Below are 13298 nucleotides of genomic sequence, written 5' to 3'. Positions count from 1 at the left end.
ATGAAGCATTTTTACACCTTTATTTTTTTACTCGCCGCTTATTTGACCTTTGGTCAGACAAACAAATATGATTACTTTGTGCAATTCAACGGAAATCAGCTTTCTAAAAAAGTAAGTGTTGCTGAGGTTTTAAATCATCCACTGATAAATAAATACAGCAGTAAAAAACCAGATTTTGATTTTACTAAATATACTTCGGTTATTCAGCTGGACCAGAAAATTACAATTCACGGAAAATTCTCAGATAGTATTCCGTATTACCAAGTTACAATTCCGATAAAGAATAGGGATGCAGTTACACAATTTTTAGTGAAAGAATTCAAAATCAGCGACAGCAATGATTCTATTGCAGGAATTGAGGATTTTGGAAAATATTCTGTTTTGACGGTAAAAGGTAAAAGGCAATCGATGGTGTGGAATAATAATTATTTGGTTATTTTAGAATTAACAAAAACACGTTCTAAAAACTTTTACGATGTTCCGCCACCAGTTTTAAATGATTCTGTTTATTCTGAAGAAAGCTACGGCGATCCGGTAGAAGTTGTTAAGGCACCAATAGCTATTGAAGCACCTGCAGCGTCAGATGCTGCTGAGGAAGAATATTTGTATGATGGAAATCCGTATGAAGAATATACTTTACAGCAGGCAGAATTGGATCGTGAACTTGCGGTCAAACAAAATGCAATTGTTAAAGAATTATTTGAAAATGGGTTTACTGCGCCAATTTCATCAAAGATAAATGAGTCGGCAGATATTTCATCTTGGTTAGATTACGGGCGCGTATTTTCAAGTTTATATTCTGCATACAATTATCCAATGGCAATATTTGGAGGCTACGATAAATTTTTTCCGATGCAGCAAAACTTTGGGAATTTTGTAAAAGGAATAAATGTTGACTTTTATTTTGACAAGGATAATGCACGTGTTGAAGAGGTTATAGAATACTCTGAAGAAATTGCAGATGTAATGGGCAAGATCACCAATAGAAAAATAAATAAAAACATTTTTAATTATTTCCCAGCGCAAAAACCTTTGGCTTACGGTTCGTATCACATGAATACAAAACAAGCGCTTGAAAGTTTTCCTTCGTTAACAGCTGATATATTTCAGAATCCTAAATTTGGAAAAGAAGATATAACGATTGTTACAGATTTAATATCGACAATAGTCGATGAAGAAGCCACTGCAAAGCTTTTTGATGGTGATTTAAGCGCATTTTTATATGGTATGAAAGATGTTGAGGTAATGACTAAAAAATACGGTTACGACGAAAATTATGAAGAAACGATAACAGAAGAAAAGGTGAAAAAATCAATTCCGCTCTTTTCTGTAATATTTACTTCGACGCATCCTACATTTGGAGATAAACTTTTGCAATTGGGTGTTCGTAAAAAACTATTAACACAAAACGGAAATTATTACCAGATTTTTGGAACAGAAGAATACGGCACTATATTTATCCTAAAAGACAAAGATGTTGTGGTTATTGCCAACACAATGGATTATTTTAATAACGGAACGGGAACTTTTGTTAAAGAAATAAAAAAAGATCTTGGCAAAAATTACATGTCTGGTAAATTAAATATTGCACAGACTGTAAGTACTTTTGGGAAGAATGCTAAAGAATCAGATCTGATACTATTTAATAAAATCGCAGGACAATTTTCTGATATTACAACAGAATCGCCTAAAAAACTAGTTGATAATAAGCTGAAATTTATCTTTAAACTAAATTCTCATAAAGCTGATAAAAACATTATTTTACAGACATTAGATTTAGCCGATGAAATGACTTCGAAATAATTAATCCCTATAAAATCAAAAGCCCGAAAAATCTAATTTTCGGGCTTTTTTATATCTCAAAATGAATTTTTTATGTAATGGATGCTTTGTAAATATCGTTAATGGTTGTGCCAAGTACGGTATTAAAGTCATCATCTGACTGTCCAACAGAAAGTCCTTCGGATAATGCTCTTGAGAAGCTGGCAATTAATCCGTTATTTTGAGCTAGTTTTTCATTGGCTTCTTCTCTCGAATAACCTCCAGACAGCGCAACAACACGCACAATGTGAGGATTAGAAATTAATTCACTATAAAAATTAGCTTTTGTTGGAATAGAAAGTTTCAACATTACTTTTACATCTTTGTCTAATGCGTTAAGCTGTTTGGTGATTTCATCTTTTAGAATTTGTTCTGATTTTTCTTTGTCGGCGCTGTAAATATCAATTTCGGGTTCAATTATTGGAATCAATCCTTTATTAAAGATTTGTAAACCTACTCTAAACTGCTGTTCAATAACATCGCGTATTCCGTCGGGATTTGCTTCTTTAATTACCGAGCGCATTTTGGTTCCAAAGATATTTCGTTCTACTGCTCTTGTCAATAAATCATCTAAATTCGGAATAGGTTTCATCAATTGTACGCCGCTGGCCACATCAGCAAGTCCTTTGTCTACTTTTAAAAAAGGAACTATATTTTTTTTCTCCCACAAATAATCAGCTGTCCATTGACCGTCAATTTTACGGTCCATTGTGTTTTCAAACAAAATAGCGCCGAGGATATATTCACTGTCAAATGCTGGACTTTTAATAATTCGAGTTCTCATTTCATGGACAAGCGTGTACATTTCTTCGTCATTGGAGAAGCTGTTTTCTAGAACGCCATAAACCGATAATGCTTTTGGGGTACTGCCGCCGCTTTGATCTAATGCTGCAATAAATCCTTTTCCAGCATGCATCCGATTTAATTGATCCTTGTTTATATTTTCCATAATAATGCGTTTAGTTTTACAAATACCTGTAATTTACGCATTTTTTTGATGCTTAATACTTTGCAGTTTAAAGATTTCTCAAATTCCAATCTTTTCATTCACTTTATCATAAACCTCTTTTACTTTCTTTGGAGGATCAAATCGATATCCAATAGAAATTTTAAGAGTCGAAATATTGTCATTGAGTCTCGCTTCTACTTTATCATCTTGGGCAAAACTTATAGAATTAAGGCTCATATAGCCAAAGAAACGATCTTTATTGTAGGCAATTTTCAAATTAAGATCTAATTCGTACAAAGCAGAGGTGTCACCATCCATCGTATTAATGCCGGCTCCCAAACCTATTCCGGCGCCAATTAAAACACGGTCACTAATTACAAAATTATAAAAATAGGAGGGTGCCAAAGTAAAAACATACAAGTCTCCAGGAGAAGAGTCGGGAGTGTTTAAATCCAGATTGGTGTAATAAAATGTGAAGGTCGGAATAAAACTTCCGGAGCTTTTGGTCTGCCATTCGTTTTGGCTGACCAAGGTTTTAAAAGAAAATTTATCATTAAAAATATAAGCTGTCGTCCCGCCAATTTTAGTAGTTCGCATATTTGGGAGCTGTGCAGTTATATTATCATCGCTTAGATAAAACCCTTTTTGGTTGATAAAAGTAAAAGACTGCATCCATTTTTTATAATAAAAACGGGTGTTGAAATTAAAGTTTTTAGAATTTGAATCGCCTTTATTACCGCTCAGAAATTTTGGAGCAAAACCAATAGTAACATCAATTATTTTATAATTCAAATTAAAACCAATCTGCTCTCTTCGGTTAGGAATAAGATCTAAATAAATTTTTGGATCCTGATTATCTGAAGTAATCTGAAAATTATTGGAAGTATCCAGATAATATACGCTGGCAGTAATTTTATCATTATATGATTTAAAATACGGATTCTGTATGGAATCGTTTTGGGCAAAACATCCAAAAATGCTGGTGAAGAATATGGCGTAAATGAGTTTCAAGGTCATGTCGTATTTAAAAAATGCTTCGGAGAAGCAAAATATTTCTAGAAATTGTAATAATAGAATAAGACTTGAAGCTCCATAGGAGCGACATATATTTAAATATCTTCAAAGAGATATTCATTTCTAAAATCAATATTGAACAATTTTAAAAATGCCATATATTCTTCTTTGAATGTTTTGGTTCTATGATGCTCTTCTTGATTTTCAATATATTTAATGACATTCGTTAATTGTGAGTGTCCATATGAAAAAGCGCCAAAACCTGTCTGCCATTCAAATTTTCCATTAATCCATTTTTGTTCATTGATAAATTTGGATGAACTTGATTTAATATCTCTAACTAAATCTGATAATGGAATATTTGGTTTTATTCCAACTAAGATATGAATATGATCTGGCATTCCGTTAATAGCAATCAGTTTTTGTTTCTGATTGGTAATAATTCCTGTAATGTATTTATATATTTCATCTTTCCATTTTTTGGAAATTAAATTTTGTCTTCCTTTTACAGCAAAAACAATTTGTACATATAACTGAGAGTAAGTGTTTGCCATGTTTTAAATTAAAATTACTAATTGGTAAAGTTAACCAATAAATTTAATTTTGTAGGATAAGTATTGTATAGTTTGAACTGTATGTAGCTCTATGGCTTTCCTTTAGGGGTGTAATTTGTTAGAAATATGTCGCCCCTCTGGGGCTTTATATTGGGCGCGAACAATTTGCTCTATAAATATTAGGCTTCTCCGAAGCTTTGAGGAAAAATGCATTGGTATGTTTTATAATGGGGCATTCTTACTATAAATATTTTGTCTCTCTCTGATTCCTGTAAATAAAAAATGCTCCAGTGGAGCATTATGTTTATAGATATTCAGATAATAGCCTACAGTTGAGCGAGATATCAAATACAAATCATTCAATAAAAATTAAATCCATTCACGAGGATTTGCTAATACATTTATCAACTTCTCTTCTTCACTTCCAGCTTCTGGATGATGGTCGTAAACCCACTGCACATGCGGAGGCAGACTCATCAAAATACTTTCAATTCTTCCGTTGGTTTTTAATCCGAATAAAGTTCCTTTATCGTGTACTAGATTAAACTCCACATAACGACCGCGGCGGATTTCCTGCCATGTTCTATTTTCTGGAGTATATTTTAGATTTTTTCTCTTTTCCACAATCGAAACATAAGCCTCAAGGAAACTATTGCCGACTTCGGTTACGAAATTGTACCAATCTTCCATTGACATTTCTTCATTTGCTTTGCAATAATCAAAGAACAAACCGCCAATTCCTCTGGCTTCATTTCTATGTGCGTTCCAGAAATATGAGTCGCATTGTTTTTTATATTTTGGATAAAATTCCAGATTATGTTTGTCGCAAGCCGTTTTACAAGTTTGATGAAAATGTCTGGCATCTTCTTCAAACAAATAATAAGGCGTTAAATCTTGTCCGCCGCCAAACCATTGCTGAATTACTTTTCCAGACTCGTCATACATTTCAAAATATCGCCAATTAGCGTGCACGGTAGGAACCATCGGGCTTTTCGGGTGAATGACCAAACTTAATCCACAGGCAAAGAAATCGGCTTCGCCAACACCAAACATTTTCTGCATCGTTTCAGGAAGTTTTCCGTGAACGGCTGAAATGTTTACACCGCCTTTTTCAAAAACTCCCGAGCTTTCTGGGCCACTTTCGATAACGCGCGTTCTTCCGCCACCGCCTTCTGGACGTTTCCAAAGATCTTCACGGAATTTTGCAGTTCCGTCAACAGCTTCTAATCCTGCGCAGATTTGGTCTTGTAAGTTTTGTATGTAGGCGTAAAATTTATCTTTCATGTTTTTATTTTTCCTTTTCTGGTATAGTATCATGATATTTGAATGCAACATTCATGTCAATTACTATTGTAGTGTCTTTTTTAAAGATTTTTACAAATCTTGAATTTGCTTTTTTAGACAATGAATCTCCTATTTCAGCTTTTTCCCAAAGAACATAGTATTGAATTACGGTACTTGAATCTTTTAATTTAAAAGTTGGTGTTTTTCTGTTTTCTTTATCTAAATATTTTTTTACAATTAATCCAGAAAATTTTTCATCAAACATCTCTCTATACGCGTCTTTACTAATTTTGACTTCGTTTGAAAAATACGAACATGTGCTAACAAATATTGCAAAAAACACCATTACAAAAAAACCTTGATACAATGGATTCAATTTTTCAAAATTAAAATCAGCAATATCGTTTAAAATTTTTTCTAGATAACTCATTCAAATTTTAACAAAGCGATTTTATTGTTTATCCCAAAAGAAAAAACCTTGCTTTCTTGTTGGATGTATTGGTAAATGGCAAGTGATTTTCTTAAGAAATCAAATTGCTTTTCCTGAGATAAACTCACCAGAATATCTGCAAATTGTTCTTGTTGGTTCCAGTCTAAATGACATCGCTGTAACAAAATAATCAACTCTTCTTCAGGAATTTCAATTGTTCTTTCTAGACTTAATCCAAAACTTTTTAACTGCTCATCGATCAGACTTGTATCTTCAGCATTCCAAAATTTTGGAACAAAAACTAGAGCATGCAAAGTCTTTAGAGTATTCTCTATTCTAATGCTTTCTTCGTCTCTTAGGCCTTTGTTTAGCATTTTTTGAGTTGTTGGTTGTCGGTTTATGGTTGATAGTATTTTTATCCAACAACTATCAACCATAAACGATCAACTATTATTGCCCGTATTCCTTCACTGCGTCAATAAACGCTTTTGCGTGATCTACAGGGATATTTGGTAAAATTCCGTGACCTAAATTTACGATATATTTATCTTTTCCGAACTCATCGATCATTTCATGAACCATTTTCTTGATAGTTGGAATTGGAGAAAGTAATCTTGATGGATCAAAATTTCCTTGTAAAGTAATATTTCCTCCAGACAAATAACGAGCATTTCTAGCCGAACAAGTCCAGTCAACTCCTAATGCAGAAGCTTTACTTTTACCCATTTCGCCAAGAGCAAACCAACACCCTTTTCCGAAAACAATAACTGGCGTAATATCAGCTAAAGCATCAACGATCTGGTTGATATATTTCCATGAAAATTCCTGATAATCAACAGGAGAAAGCATTCCTCCCCAAGAATCAAAAATCTGAACAGCATTTACTCCCGATTTTACTTTTTCTTTTAAATATAAAATAGTCGTATCAGTAATTTTTTGTAGTAAAGTATGTGCTGCGGCTGGATTTGAAAAACAGAATCCTTTTGCGGTATCAAAACTTTTAGAACCTTTTCCTTCAACAGCATAACAGAAAATGGTCCAAGGTGAACCAGCGAAACCAATTAAAGGCACTTCGTCGTTCAACATTTCCTTAGTCAATTTCACAGCGTCAAAAACGTAACCTAAAGTTTCATTTACATCTGGAACATAAACTTTGTGAACATCTGCCAAAGAACGAATCGGATTTGGAATTATTGGTCCCAGATTGTCTTTTAATTCTACGTGAATTCCCATAGCACGCGGAACTACTAAAATATCCGAAAATAAAATAGCAGCATCTGGAGCGATTCTGCGGATAGGCTGCACCGTAATTTCGGCAGCTAATTCTGGGGTTTCGCAGCGTGTGAAAAAATCATATTTATCACGAAGTTCTCTAAATTCAGGTAAATACCTTCCTGCCTGACGCATCATCCATACTGGCGGGTGTTGAACTGTTTCTCCTTTTAATGCTTTTAAAAATAGGTCGTTTTTTAACATTTTTTTCTTGCTTTAGGCTTTAAGCTTTAGGCTTTAAGCGGTGTTTGTCTATCTTTTTTGCTTAAGGCTTACTGCCTAAAGCTTATAGCTTTAATTTATTTATATTCGTGAATGACATCTTGGATTACATGTTCAATTGTGGGCTGATCTGCAACGATGATATTCTTTGTTATTTTCGATAAAGCTTCTGCCGTTGTATCGCCAATGCAGAAACAAACTTCTTTTTTAATTGTATTCTCTTTCAAATAACTTTCAACGCCAGATGGACTGAAAAATAATAGCGCATCGACAGCTGTCTTTATTTTTTGCGGTTGTAAAGAAGTGTCATAAACCTGTATTTCGTTCAATTTTATACCAGCTTCTTTCAATGCGTTTGGTAAAGTATCTCTTCTAAGGTTGCCACTGAAAAAAGTATAACTTTCATTTCCGTAAATCAAAGTTATAATTTCGGCTAAATCTGCGGCGTACCCTGTATAAGCAACCACATTAAAGCCATTATCGCTTAAAAGCGTTTTAGTTTTAAGTCCGACACAATACACATTTTTTTTCTTTAACTGCTCTGAATCGGGATGAGATAAAACGCTGTGAACAGCATTCTGACTCGTGAAGATAAGACTTTCGTTGAGGTCTTTTAATTGAAAAGGTTTGTTTTCGGTTTTAATGAAATCGGCTTCGATTAGATCAAAGCCGGCTTTTTTCAACTCTTCTTTTTGAAGAGGAGATAAGATTTTTGTAGATAATATCTGAATTGATTTCGCCATTATTTTTTCAGGGATTCTTTAATCTGTTTCATTAATTCTGTTCCTCCATTATTCAAAATTTCCTGAGCAGAGTTGAAACCTAATTTTTTCCATTCTGAAATATCAACCGTTTTGTTGATTTCCAGTTTTTGTTTTCCATCAATAGAAAGTAAAACACCTTGAAAATGCAAAGTATCTTCATCTTCATTATAAGTTACTAAAGCTCCAATTGGGGCAGTACATCCGCCTTCAAGCGTTCTCAAAAACTGACGTTCGATATACGTACAGATTTCAGTTTCGATATGATTTAACTGCGAAAGGGCATCTAATGTATAATTGTCATTTTCCATTGCTACAACAAGCATTGCTCCTTGTGCTGGCGCGGGAATCATCCAATCTAAATTAATATAATTTTCAGGTTTTAAGTTAATTCGCTCTAAACCTGCAGCGGCAAAAACAGCTCCGTCCCAATCATTATCCTGAAGTTTTTGCATACGGGTATTCACGTTGCCGCGTAAATCAACTACGGTATGGTTTGGATATTTGTTAAACCATTGTGCCTGGCGGCGTAAACTTCCAGTTGCAATCGTGCTTGGTTTATCTCCAAAATCAGCATTTCCTTTATGAACCAAAATGTCTAAAACATTAGCTCTTTCTAAAACCGCTGCCTGAACAATTCCTTTTGGTAAAGCCGTTGGAACATCTTTCATAGAATGCACCGCAATATCAATATCGCCATTAATCATGGCAATGTCCAGCGTTTTTGTGAAAATTCCAGTTATACCAAGTTCATAAAGCGGTTTGTCCAGAATAATATCGCCTTGAGATTTTACAGCAACAATTGAGGTTTTATAACCCAAATCGTTTAATTTCTTTTCGACAGTATGTGCCTGCCAAAGTGCTAATTCGCTGTCACGAGTTCCAATTCTGATTGTTTTTTCAGCCATGTTTTGTTTCTTGAACCATATAAGTTATATAAGTAAATTTAAGTAGTTTGGGTAAAAACACAGTTTTTAAATGAACTTATATAACTTATATGGTTTAAAATTTTATTTAAGATGCTTTTATTTTGAAGACTTTTTCGATCCATTCGATGCTTTCATCAACCATAGTATCGTCGTCTTTTAAATGATTTGCGAAATGAGTAGTGATTTTTTGAATGATTCTGTTGCTGATAATTTCAGCTTGCGCTTCATTAAAATCAGCGATTTTTTTACTTTGGAAATCCAATTCAGAAGCTTTGATCGCGTTCAATTTGTCTTTTAAAGCATTGATGGTCGGCGCAAATTTTCGGCCTTTCATCCAAACCACGAACTCTTCTTTGATTTCTTCGATGATTGCTTCAGCAGCAGGAATGTGTAATTTTCTGTTTTCCAATGTTTCATCTGTCAATTGCGACAAATAATCCATGTGAATTAAAGTTACGCCTTCTAATTCTTCCACGTTTTCGTTAACGTTTTTCGGAATAGACAAATCCAGAATCAATAGCGGTTTTTTAAGATTTAAAATCGCTTTGTCAACTGTTGGGTTTTGAGCACCAGTTGCTACAACAACAACGTCTGCCTTTTGAAGTTCTAAATGTAATTCAGAATAATCTTTAACAATCAAATTAAGTTTTCCAGCCAATTTCTCAGCTTTGTCTTTAGTGCGGTTGATTAAAGTAATATGCTCGTTTTTAGTATGTTTTACTAAATTCTCGCAAGTATTTCTTCCAATTTTTCCTGTTCCGAAAAGTAAAATGTTTTTGTTGCTGATGTCTTCAACATTTTTAAGAATGTATTGAACTGATGCAAAAGAAACAGAAGTTGCGCCAGAGCTAATTTCGGTTTCCGTTTTAATTCTTTTACTTGCCTGAATCACCGCGTTAACCAATCTTTCCATAAAAGCATTGGCTAAGCCCATTGATTTTGAATGGATAAAAGAAGTTTTGATTTGAGATATAATTTCAAAATCACCTAAGATCTGACTGTCTAAACCAGTTCCTACACGAAATAAATGGTTGATTGCTTCTTGGTTTTTATAAACGAAACCAACTTTTTGAAAAGCGTCAACAGAACCGTTGCTGTTGTCGCAGATTAATTTGATTAATTGAAATGGATGTTCTGCAAAACCATAAATTTCGGTTCTGTTGCAGGTTGAAGTGACAATTAAACTTTCTATTCCTTCAGTTTTAGCTTGTTCCAGCAAACGCGTTTTCGCTACTGCATCCAAACTAAATTGACCTCTGACCTCAGCATCAGCTTTTTTATAACTCAGACCAACTGAGTAAAAATAAAGGTGTTTCGGTACGTTATTGTTTTCCATAAATTCACTTTCATAAAAGTGCAACAAAATTATTACTATACTATTGATAAAAGTAACGCTGAAAGTACTTTTTGTATCGCTGCATGATTTTTTGAATCTAAACGTCTGTTTTTATGCAAAAAGCAGTACTTTTGTAGCAAAATCAAGTCGTTTGAAACTATTTGTTTAGAGTCATTCTAAATAACATTTTCACTGCTGGTTGATTTTAGTCCAAAAAAAATATCGCTATGAGTTCTCAAGAAGTTATAAAAATTGAAGACGACTTTACGCTGATTCGTTTTCAAAACGATGGTTCTGAGCCTTTTTATGCACAGCACGAAATAGGTACCGGCCTGATACAGTTTCACTTCGGGATAAAAGGCAATGCCAAATTTTTATTCAATCAGGGCAATTATGCTTTAGAATTGAAAGAAGAAAAATCGCTGCTTTTGTATAATCCGCAGAAAGAATTGCCACTTAATTTAGAACTGGCCCCAAACTCTTGGGTGATTTCTGTAATTGTTTCCATTAAAAAATTTCATGCGTTATTTTCTGCTGAAGCCGATTATATTACGTTTTTAAGTCCTGATAATAAGGACAAAAAGTATTATAACGAAGGAAATATCAGTCCGTCAATGGCAATTGTTCTGAGTCAGTTGTTTCATTACAATCTTCATCCATCCATAAAAAACCTTTATTATAAAGGAAAAGGATACGAATTGCTGAGTTTGTATTTTAACAGAACCGAAGATCCAAACGCAGAACAGTGTCCGTTTTTAATTGATGAAGATAACGTTCTGAAAATTCGTAGAGCCAAAGAAATCATCATTGCGAATATGGCCGAACCACCAGGATTACAAGAACTGGCAGATGAAATTGGTTTGAATTTGAAGAAACTCAAAATGGGTTTCAAACAAATCTACGGCGATACGGTTTACGGTTTCCTTTTCGATTACAAAATGGATTTCGCTCGAAAACTTTTAGACAGCGGTTCTTATAATGTAAACGAAGTGGGGTTGAAAATTGGCTACAGCACCGGAAGTCACTTTATAGCAGCATTCAAGAAAAAGTTTGCCACAACTCCAAAAAAATATTTAATGTCGATTAATGCGAATGTTTAATGGAATGAAAAAAGTTGCTTTTATAATATGTGTTGTTTTCTTTAACTGTAAATCACCAGACAGTCCGTTGTTGGCTGAATATAAAAATCAAGCTTTACATGATATTGAAGTTGACAGTGTGAAAACATTTACTTATGGTTTGCCATTTATTTCTCCTATCGAAGCTCAAAGAAAAATTCAAGAAATAAGAAAGCATAAACGAGATAGTATTTATAAAAAATATGGTTTATTTATGAAAAATCAAGGTTGTGTAATTGGTGACAAAAAAATGGATGAAGCAATAAGAGCATATCATAAAATAACAGATTCTTATTTAGATAATAGAAATGGAAAAGGATGGAAAGAAAAAATGGAAAAAGAATTAAGCAAATATTAAAAGCATCAATATTATAAATAAAGACATAATTAAAAAGTAATAATTATCATATTTCTAAAAAGCAGCAAGTTCTACTTTTGACGAAAATTAAAATAAACAAAATGCTTAAAGCCTAAAGCTTAAAGCCTAAAGCAAAAAAAGAATAATGAAAGGCGTATTATTAGTAAACTTAGGATCTCCAGAAAGTCCAACACCAAAAGACGTAAAACCTTATTTAGATGAATTTTTAATGGATAAATACGTGATTGACGTTCCGTATTTATTAAGAGCATTATTGGTTCGCGGTATTATTTTGAGAAAAAGACCAGAAGAATCAGCGCACGCTTACGCGAAAATTTGGTGGGAAGAAGGTTCTCCGTTAGTAGTTCTTTCTGAAAGAATGCAGAAAAAAGTACAGCCTTTGGTAAATGTTCCAGTTGCATTAGCAATGCGCTACGGAAGCATGACAATCGAAAAAGGACTTCAGGAATTGCATGATAAAGGTGTAAATGAAGTAATGCTTTTTCCATTATATCCGCAATATGCAATGGCTTCGACTTTGACGATTTTAGTAAAAGCAGAAGAAATTCGTAAAAAGAAATTTCCAAACATGAAATTTACGGATGTTCCGGCATTTTATAATAAACCAGATTATATCAAAAATTTAGCCGATTCAATTCAAAAACATTTAGTTGGTTTTGATTATGATCATTTGTTGTTTTCTTACCACGGAATTCCAGAACGTCATATTCGCAAAACAGATGTAACCAAATCACATTGTAAAATTGATGGTTCTTGCTGTAACACGCCTTCTCCGGCTCATGAATTCTGTTACCGCCACCAATGTTATGAAACAACAAAACAAGTTGTAAAATTATTGGGACTTCCAGAAGATAAATACAGTCTGACTTTTCAATCGCGTTTAGCGGGTGATAAATGGTTAGAGCCTTATACGGATGTTGAAATTGATAATATGCCGGCCAAAGAAATCAAGAAATTGGCAGTTGTAACGCCGGCTTTCGTTTCAGACTGTTTAGAAACTCTGGAAGAAATCGCGATGCGTGCCAAAGAAGATTTTGAAGCAAAAGGAGGAGAAGAATTCTTGGCAATTCCGTGTTTGAATGATGATGATGAATGGTGCCAGACAGTTAGTAACTGGATTAACGATTGGGCTAAATAAATTTTTGTTTCAGGTTTAAAGTTTCAAGTTATGCTCAACTTTGAGAAATAACCTGAAACCTGAAACCTGAAACCTGAAACCTGAAACCTGA

The 13298-nt window shown here is 33.8% G+C and carries 14 protein-coding genes; 4 read left to right on the top strand and 10 right to left on the bottom strand.

Features of this window, described 5'->3' with window-relative positions:
- Positions 1-1803, top strand: a complete 1803-nt coding sequence (locus tag HYN86_RS04270) for a hypothetical protein (protein ID WP_113676925.1) — start codon at positions 1-3, stop codon at positions 1801-1803.
- A gap of 70 nt (positions 1804-1873) precedes the next feature.
- Here HYN86_RS04270 and HYN86_RS04265 read toward each other — a convergent pair whose 3' ends face one another.
- From HYN86_RS04265 to hemA, 10 genes are all read right to left on the bottom strand, one after another.
- Positions 1874-2761: a fructose bisphosphate aldolase gene (locus HYN86_RS04265; RefSeq protein ID WP_113679849.1), complete on the bottom strand. Its 888-nt coding sequence runs from the start codon at positions 2759-2761 to the stop codon at positions 1874-1876.
- Between the two features lie 87 nt (positions 2762-2848).
- Positions 2849-3787, bottom strand: coding sequence for a DUF4421 family protein (locus tag HYN86_RS04260; RefSeq protein WP_113676924.1), 939 nt, complete (start codon positions 3785-3787; stop codon positions 2849-2851).
- A gap of 92 nt (positions 3788-3879) precedes the next feature.
- A complete protein-coding gene (gene tnpA / locus HYN86_RS04255) occupies positions 3880-4338 on the bottom strand; it encodes an IS200/IS605 family transposase (RefSeq protein WP_113676923.1) in 459 nt (152 codons plus the stop codon).
- Positions 4339-4707: 369 nt separating this feature from the next.
- Positions 4708-5622 carry an oxygen-dependent coproporphyrinogen oxidase gene (gene hemF / locus HYN86_RS04250; protein WP_113679848.1) on the bottom strand — a complete coding sequence of 305 codons (915 nt, stop codon included), beginning with the start codon at positions 5620-5622 and terminating at the stop codon, positions 4708-4710.
- Between the two features lie 4 nt (positions 5623-5626).
- Positions 5627-6052, bottom strand: a complete 426-nt coding sequence (locus HYN86_RS04245) for a hypothetical protein (protein ID WP_113676922.1) — start codon at positions 6050-6052, stop codon at positions 5627-5629.
- Positions 6049-6426, bottom strand: coding sequence for a hypothetical protein (locus HYN86_RS04240; protein ID WP_113676921.1), 378 nt, complete (start codon positions 6424-6426; stop codon positions 6049-6051). The genes HYN86_RS04245 and HYN86_RS04240 overlap by 4 nt, the downstream gene beginning before the upstream one ends.
- Before the next feature lie 76 nt (positions 6427-6502).
- Positions 6503-7528 carry a uroporphyrinogen decarboxylase gene (gene hemE, locus HYN86_RS04235; RefSeq protein WP_113676920.1) on the bottom strand — a complete coding sequence of 342 codons (1026 nt, stop codon included), beginning with the start codon at positions 7526-7528 and terminating at the stop codon, positions 6503-6505.
- A gap of 95 nt (positions 7529-7623) precedes the next feature.
- Positions 7624-8289, bottom strand: coding sequence for a uroporphyrinogen-III synthase (locus HYN86_RS04230; protein ID WP_113676919.1), 666 nt, complete (start codon positions 8287-8289; stop codon positions 7624-7626).
- Positions 8289-9215: a hydroxymethylbilane synthase gene (hemC, locus tag HYN86_RS04225; RefSeq protein WP_113676918.1), complete on the bottom strand. Its 927-nt coding sequence runs from the start codon at positions 9213-9215 to the stop codon at positions 8289-8291. The genes HYN86_RS04230 and hemC overlap by 1 nt, the downstream gene beginning before the upstream one ends.
- A gap of 106 nt (positions 9216-9321) precedes the next feature.
- Positions 9322-10572: a glutamyl-tRNA reductase gene (hemA, locus tag HYN86_RS04220; RefSeq protein ID WP_057115974.1), complete on the bottom strand. Its 1251-nt coding sequence runs from the start codon at positions 10570-10572 to the stop codon at positions 9322-9324.
- Positions 10573-10799: 227 nt separating this feature from the next.
- Between hemA and HYN86_RS04215 the strand changes: the two genes are divergently transcribed.
- The 3 genes from HYN86_RS04215 to hemH all read left to right on the top strand — a co-directional run bounded on the left by HYN86_RS04215 (position 10800) and on the right by hemH (position 13207).
- The gene (locus HYN86_RS04215; protein ID WP_057115402.1) at positions 10800-11672 is read left to right on the top strand and encodes a helix-turn-helix domain-containing protein; all 873 of its coding nucleotides are present in this window, start codon (positions 10800-10802) and stop codon (positions 11670-11672) included.
- Positions 11673-11676: 4 nt separating this feature from the next.
- Positions 11677-12048 (top strand): FEKKY domain-containing protein, encoded by a 372-nt coding sequence (locus HYN86_RS04210; protein WP_162789278.1) that lies wholly within the window; start codon positions 11677-11679, stop codon positions 12046-12048.
- Between the two features lie 145 nt (positions 12049-12193).
- The gene (gene hemH / locus HYN86_RS04205) at positions 12194-13207 is read left to right on the top strand and encodes a ferrochelatase (RefSeq protein WP_113676916.1); all 1014 of its coding nucleotides are present in this window, start codon (positions 12194-12196) and stop codon (positions 13205-13207) included.
- Positions 13208-13298: the final 91 nt, after the last annotated feature.

The organism is Flavobacterium fluviale, from assembly GCF_003312915.1.
GTDB classification, from domain to species: domain Bacteria; phylum Bacteroidota; class Bacteroidia; order Flavobacteriales; family Flavobacteriaceae; genus Flavobacterium; species Flavobacterium fluviale.
Note: the sequence above shows the minus strand (reverse complement) of the source record. Positions and strands in the feature narration are given on the sequence as shown.

Coding starts and splice junctions, on each gene's coding strand:
- HYN86_RS04270 (WP_113676925.1), top strand. CDS start 1: ATGAAGCATTTTTACACCTTTATTTTTTTACTCGCCGCTTATTTGACC.
- HYN86_RS04260 (WP_113676924.1), bottom strand. CDS start 3,787: ATGACCTTGAAACTCATTTACGCCATATTCTTCACCAGCATTTTTGGA.
- tnpA (WP_113676923.1), bottom strand. CDS start 4,338: ATGGCAAACACTTACTCTCAGTTATATGTACAAATTGTTTTTGCTGTA.
- hemF (WP_113679848.1), bottom strand. CDS start 5,622: ATGAAAGATAAATTTTACGCCTACATACAAAACTTACAAGACCAAATC.
- HYN86_RS04245 (WP_113676922.1), bottom strand. CDS start 6,052: ATGAGTTATCTAGAAAAAATTTTAAACGATATTGCTGATTTTAATTTT.
- HYN86_RS04240 (WP_113676921.1), bottom strand. CDS start 6,426: ATGCTAAACAAAGGCCTAAGAGACGAAGAAAGCATTAGAATAGAGAAT.
- hemE (WP_113676920.1), bottom strand. CDS start 7,528: ATGTTAAAAAACGACCTATTTTTAAAAGCATTAAAAGGAGAAACAGTT.
- HYN86_RS04230 (WP_113676919.1), bottom strand. CDS start 8,289: ATGGCGAAATCAATTCAGATATTATCTACAAAAATCTTATCTCCTCTT.
- hemC (WP_113676918.1), bottom strand. CDS start 9,215: ATGGCTGAAAAAACAATCAGAATTGGAACTCGTGACAGCGAATTAGCA.
- hemA (WP_057115974.1), bottom strand. CDS start 10,572: ATGGAAAACAATAACGTACCGAAACACCTTTATTTTTACTCAGTTGGT.
- HYN86_RS04215 (WP_057115402.1), top strand. CDS start 10,800: ATGAGTTCTCAAGAAGTTATAAAAATTGAAGACGACTTTACGCTGATT.
- HYN86_RS04210 (WP_162789278.1), top strand. CDS start 11,677: ATGAAAAAAGTTGCTTTTATAATATGTGTTGTTTTCTTTAACTGTAAA.
- hemH (WP_113676916.1), top strand. CDS start 12,194: ATGAAAGGCGTATTATTAGTAAACTTAGGATCTCCAGAAAGTCCAACA.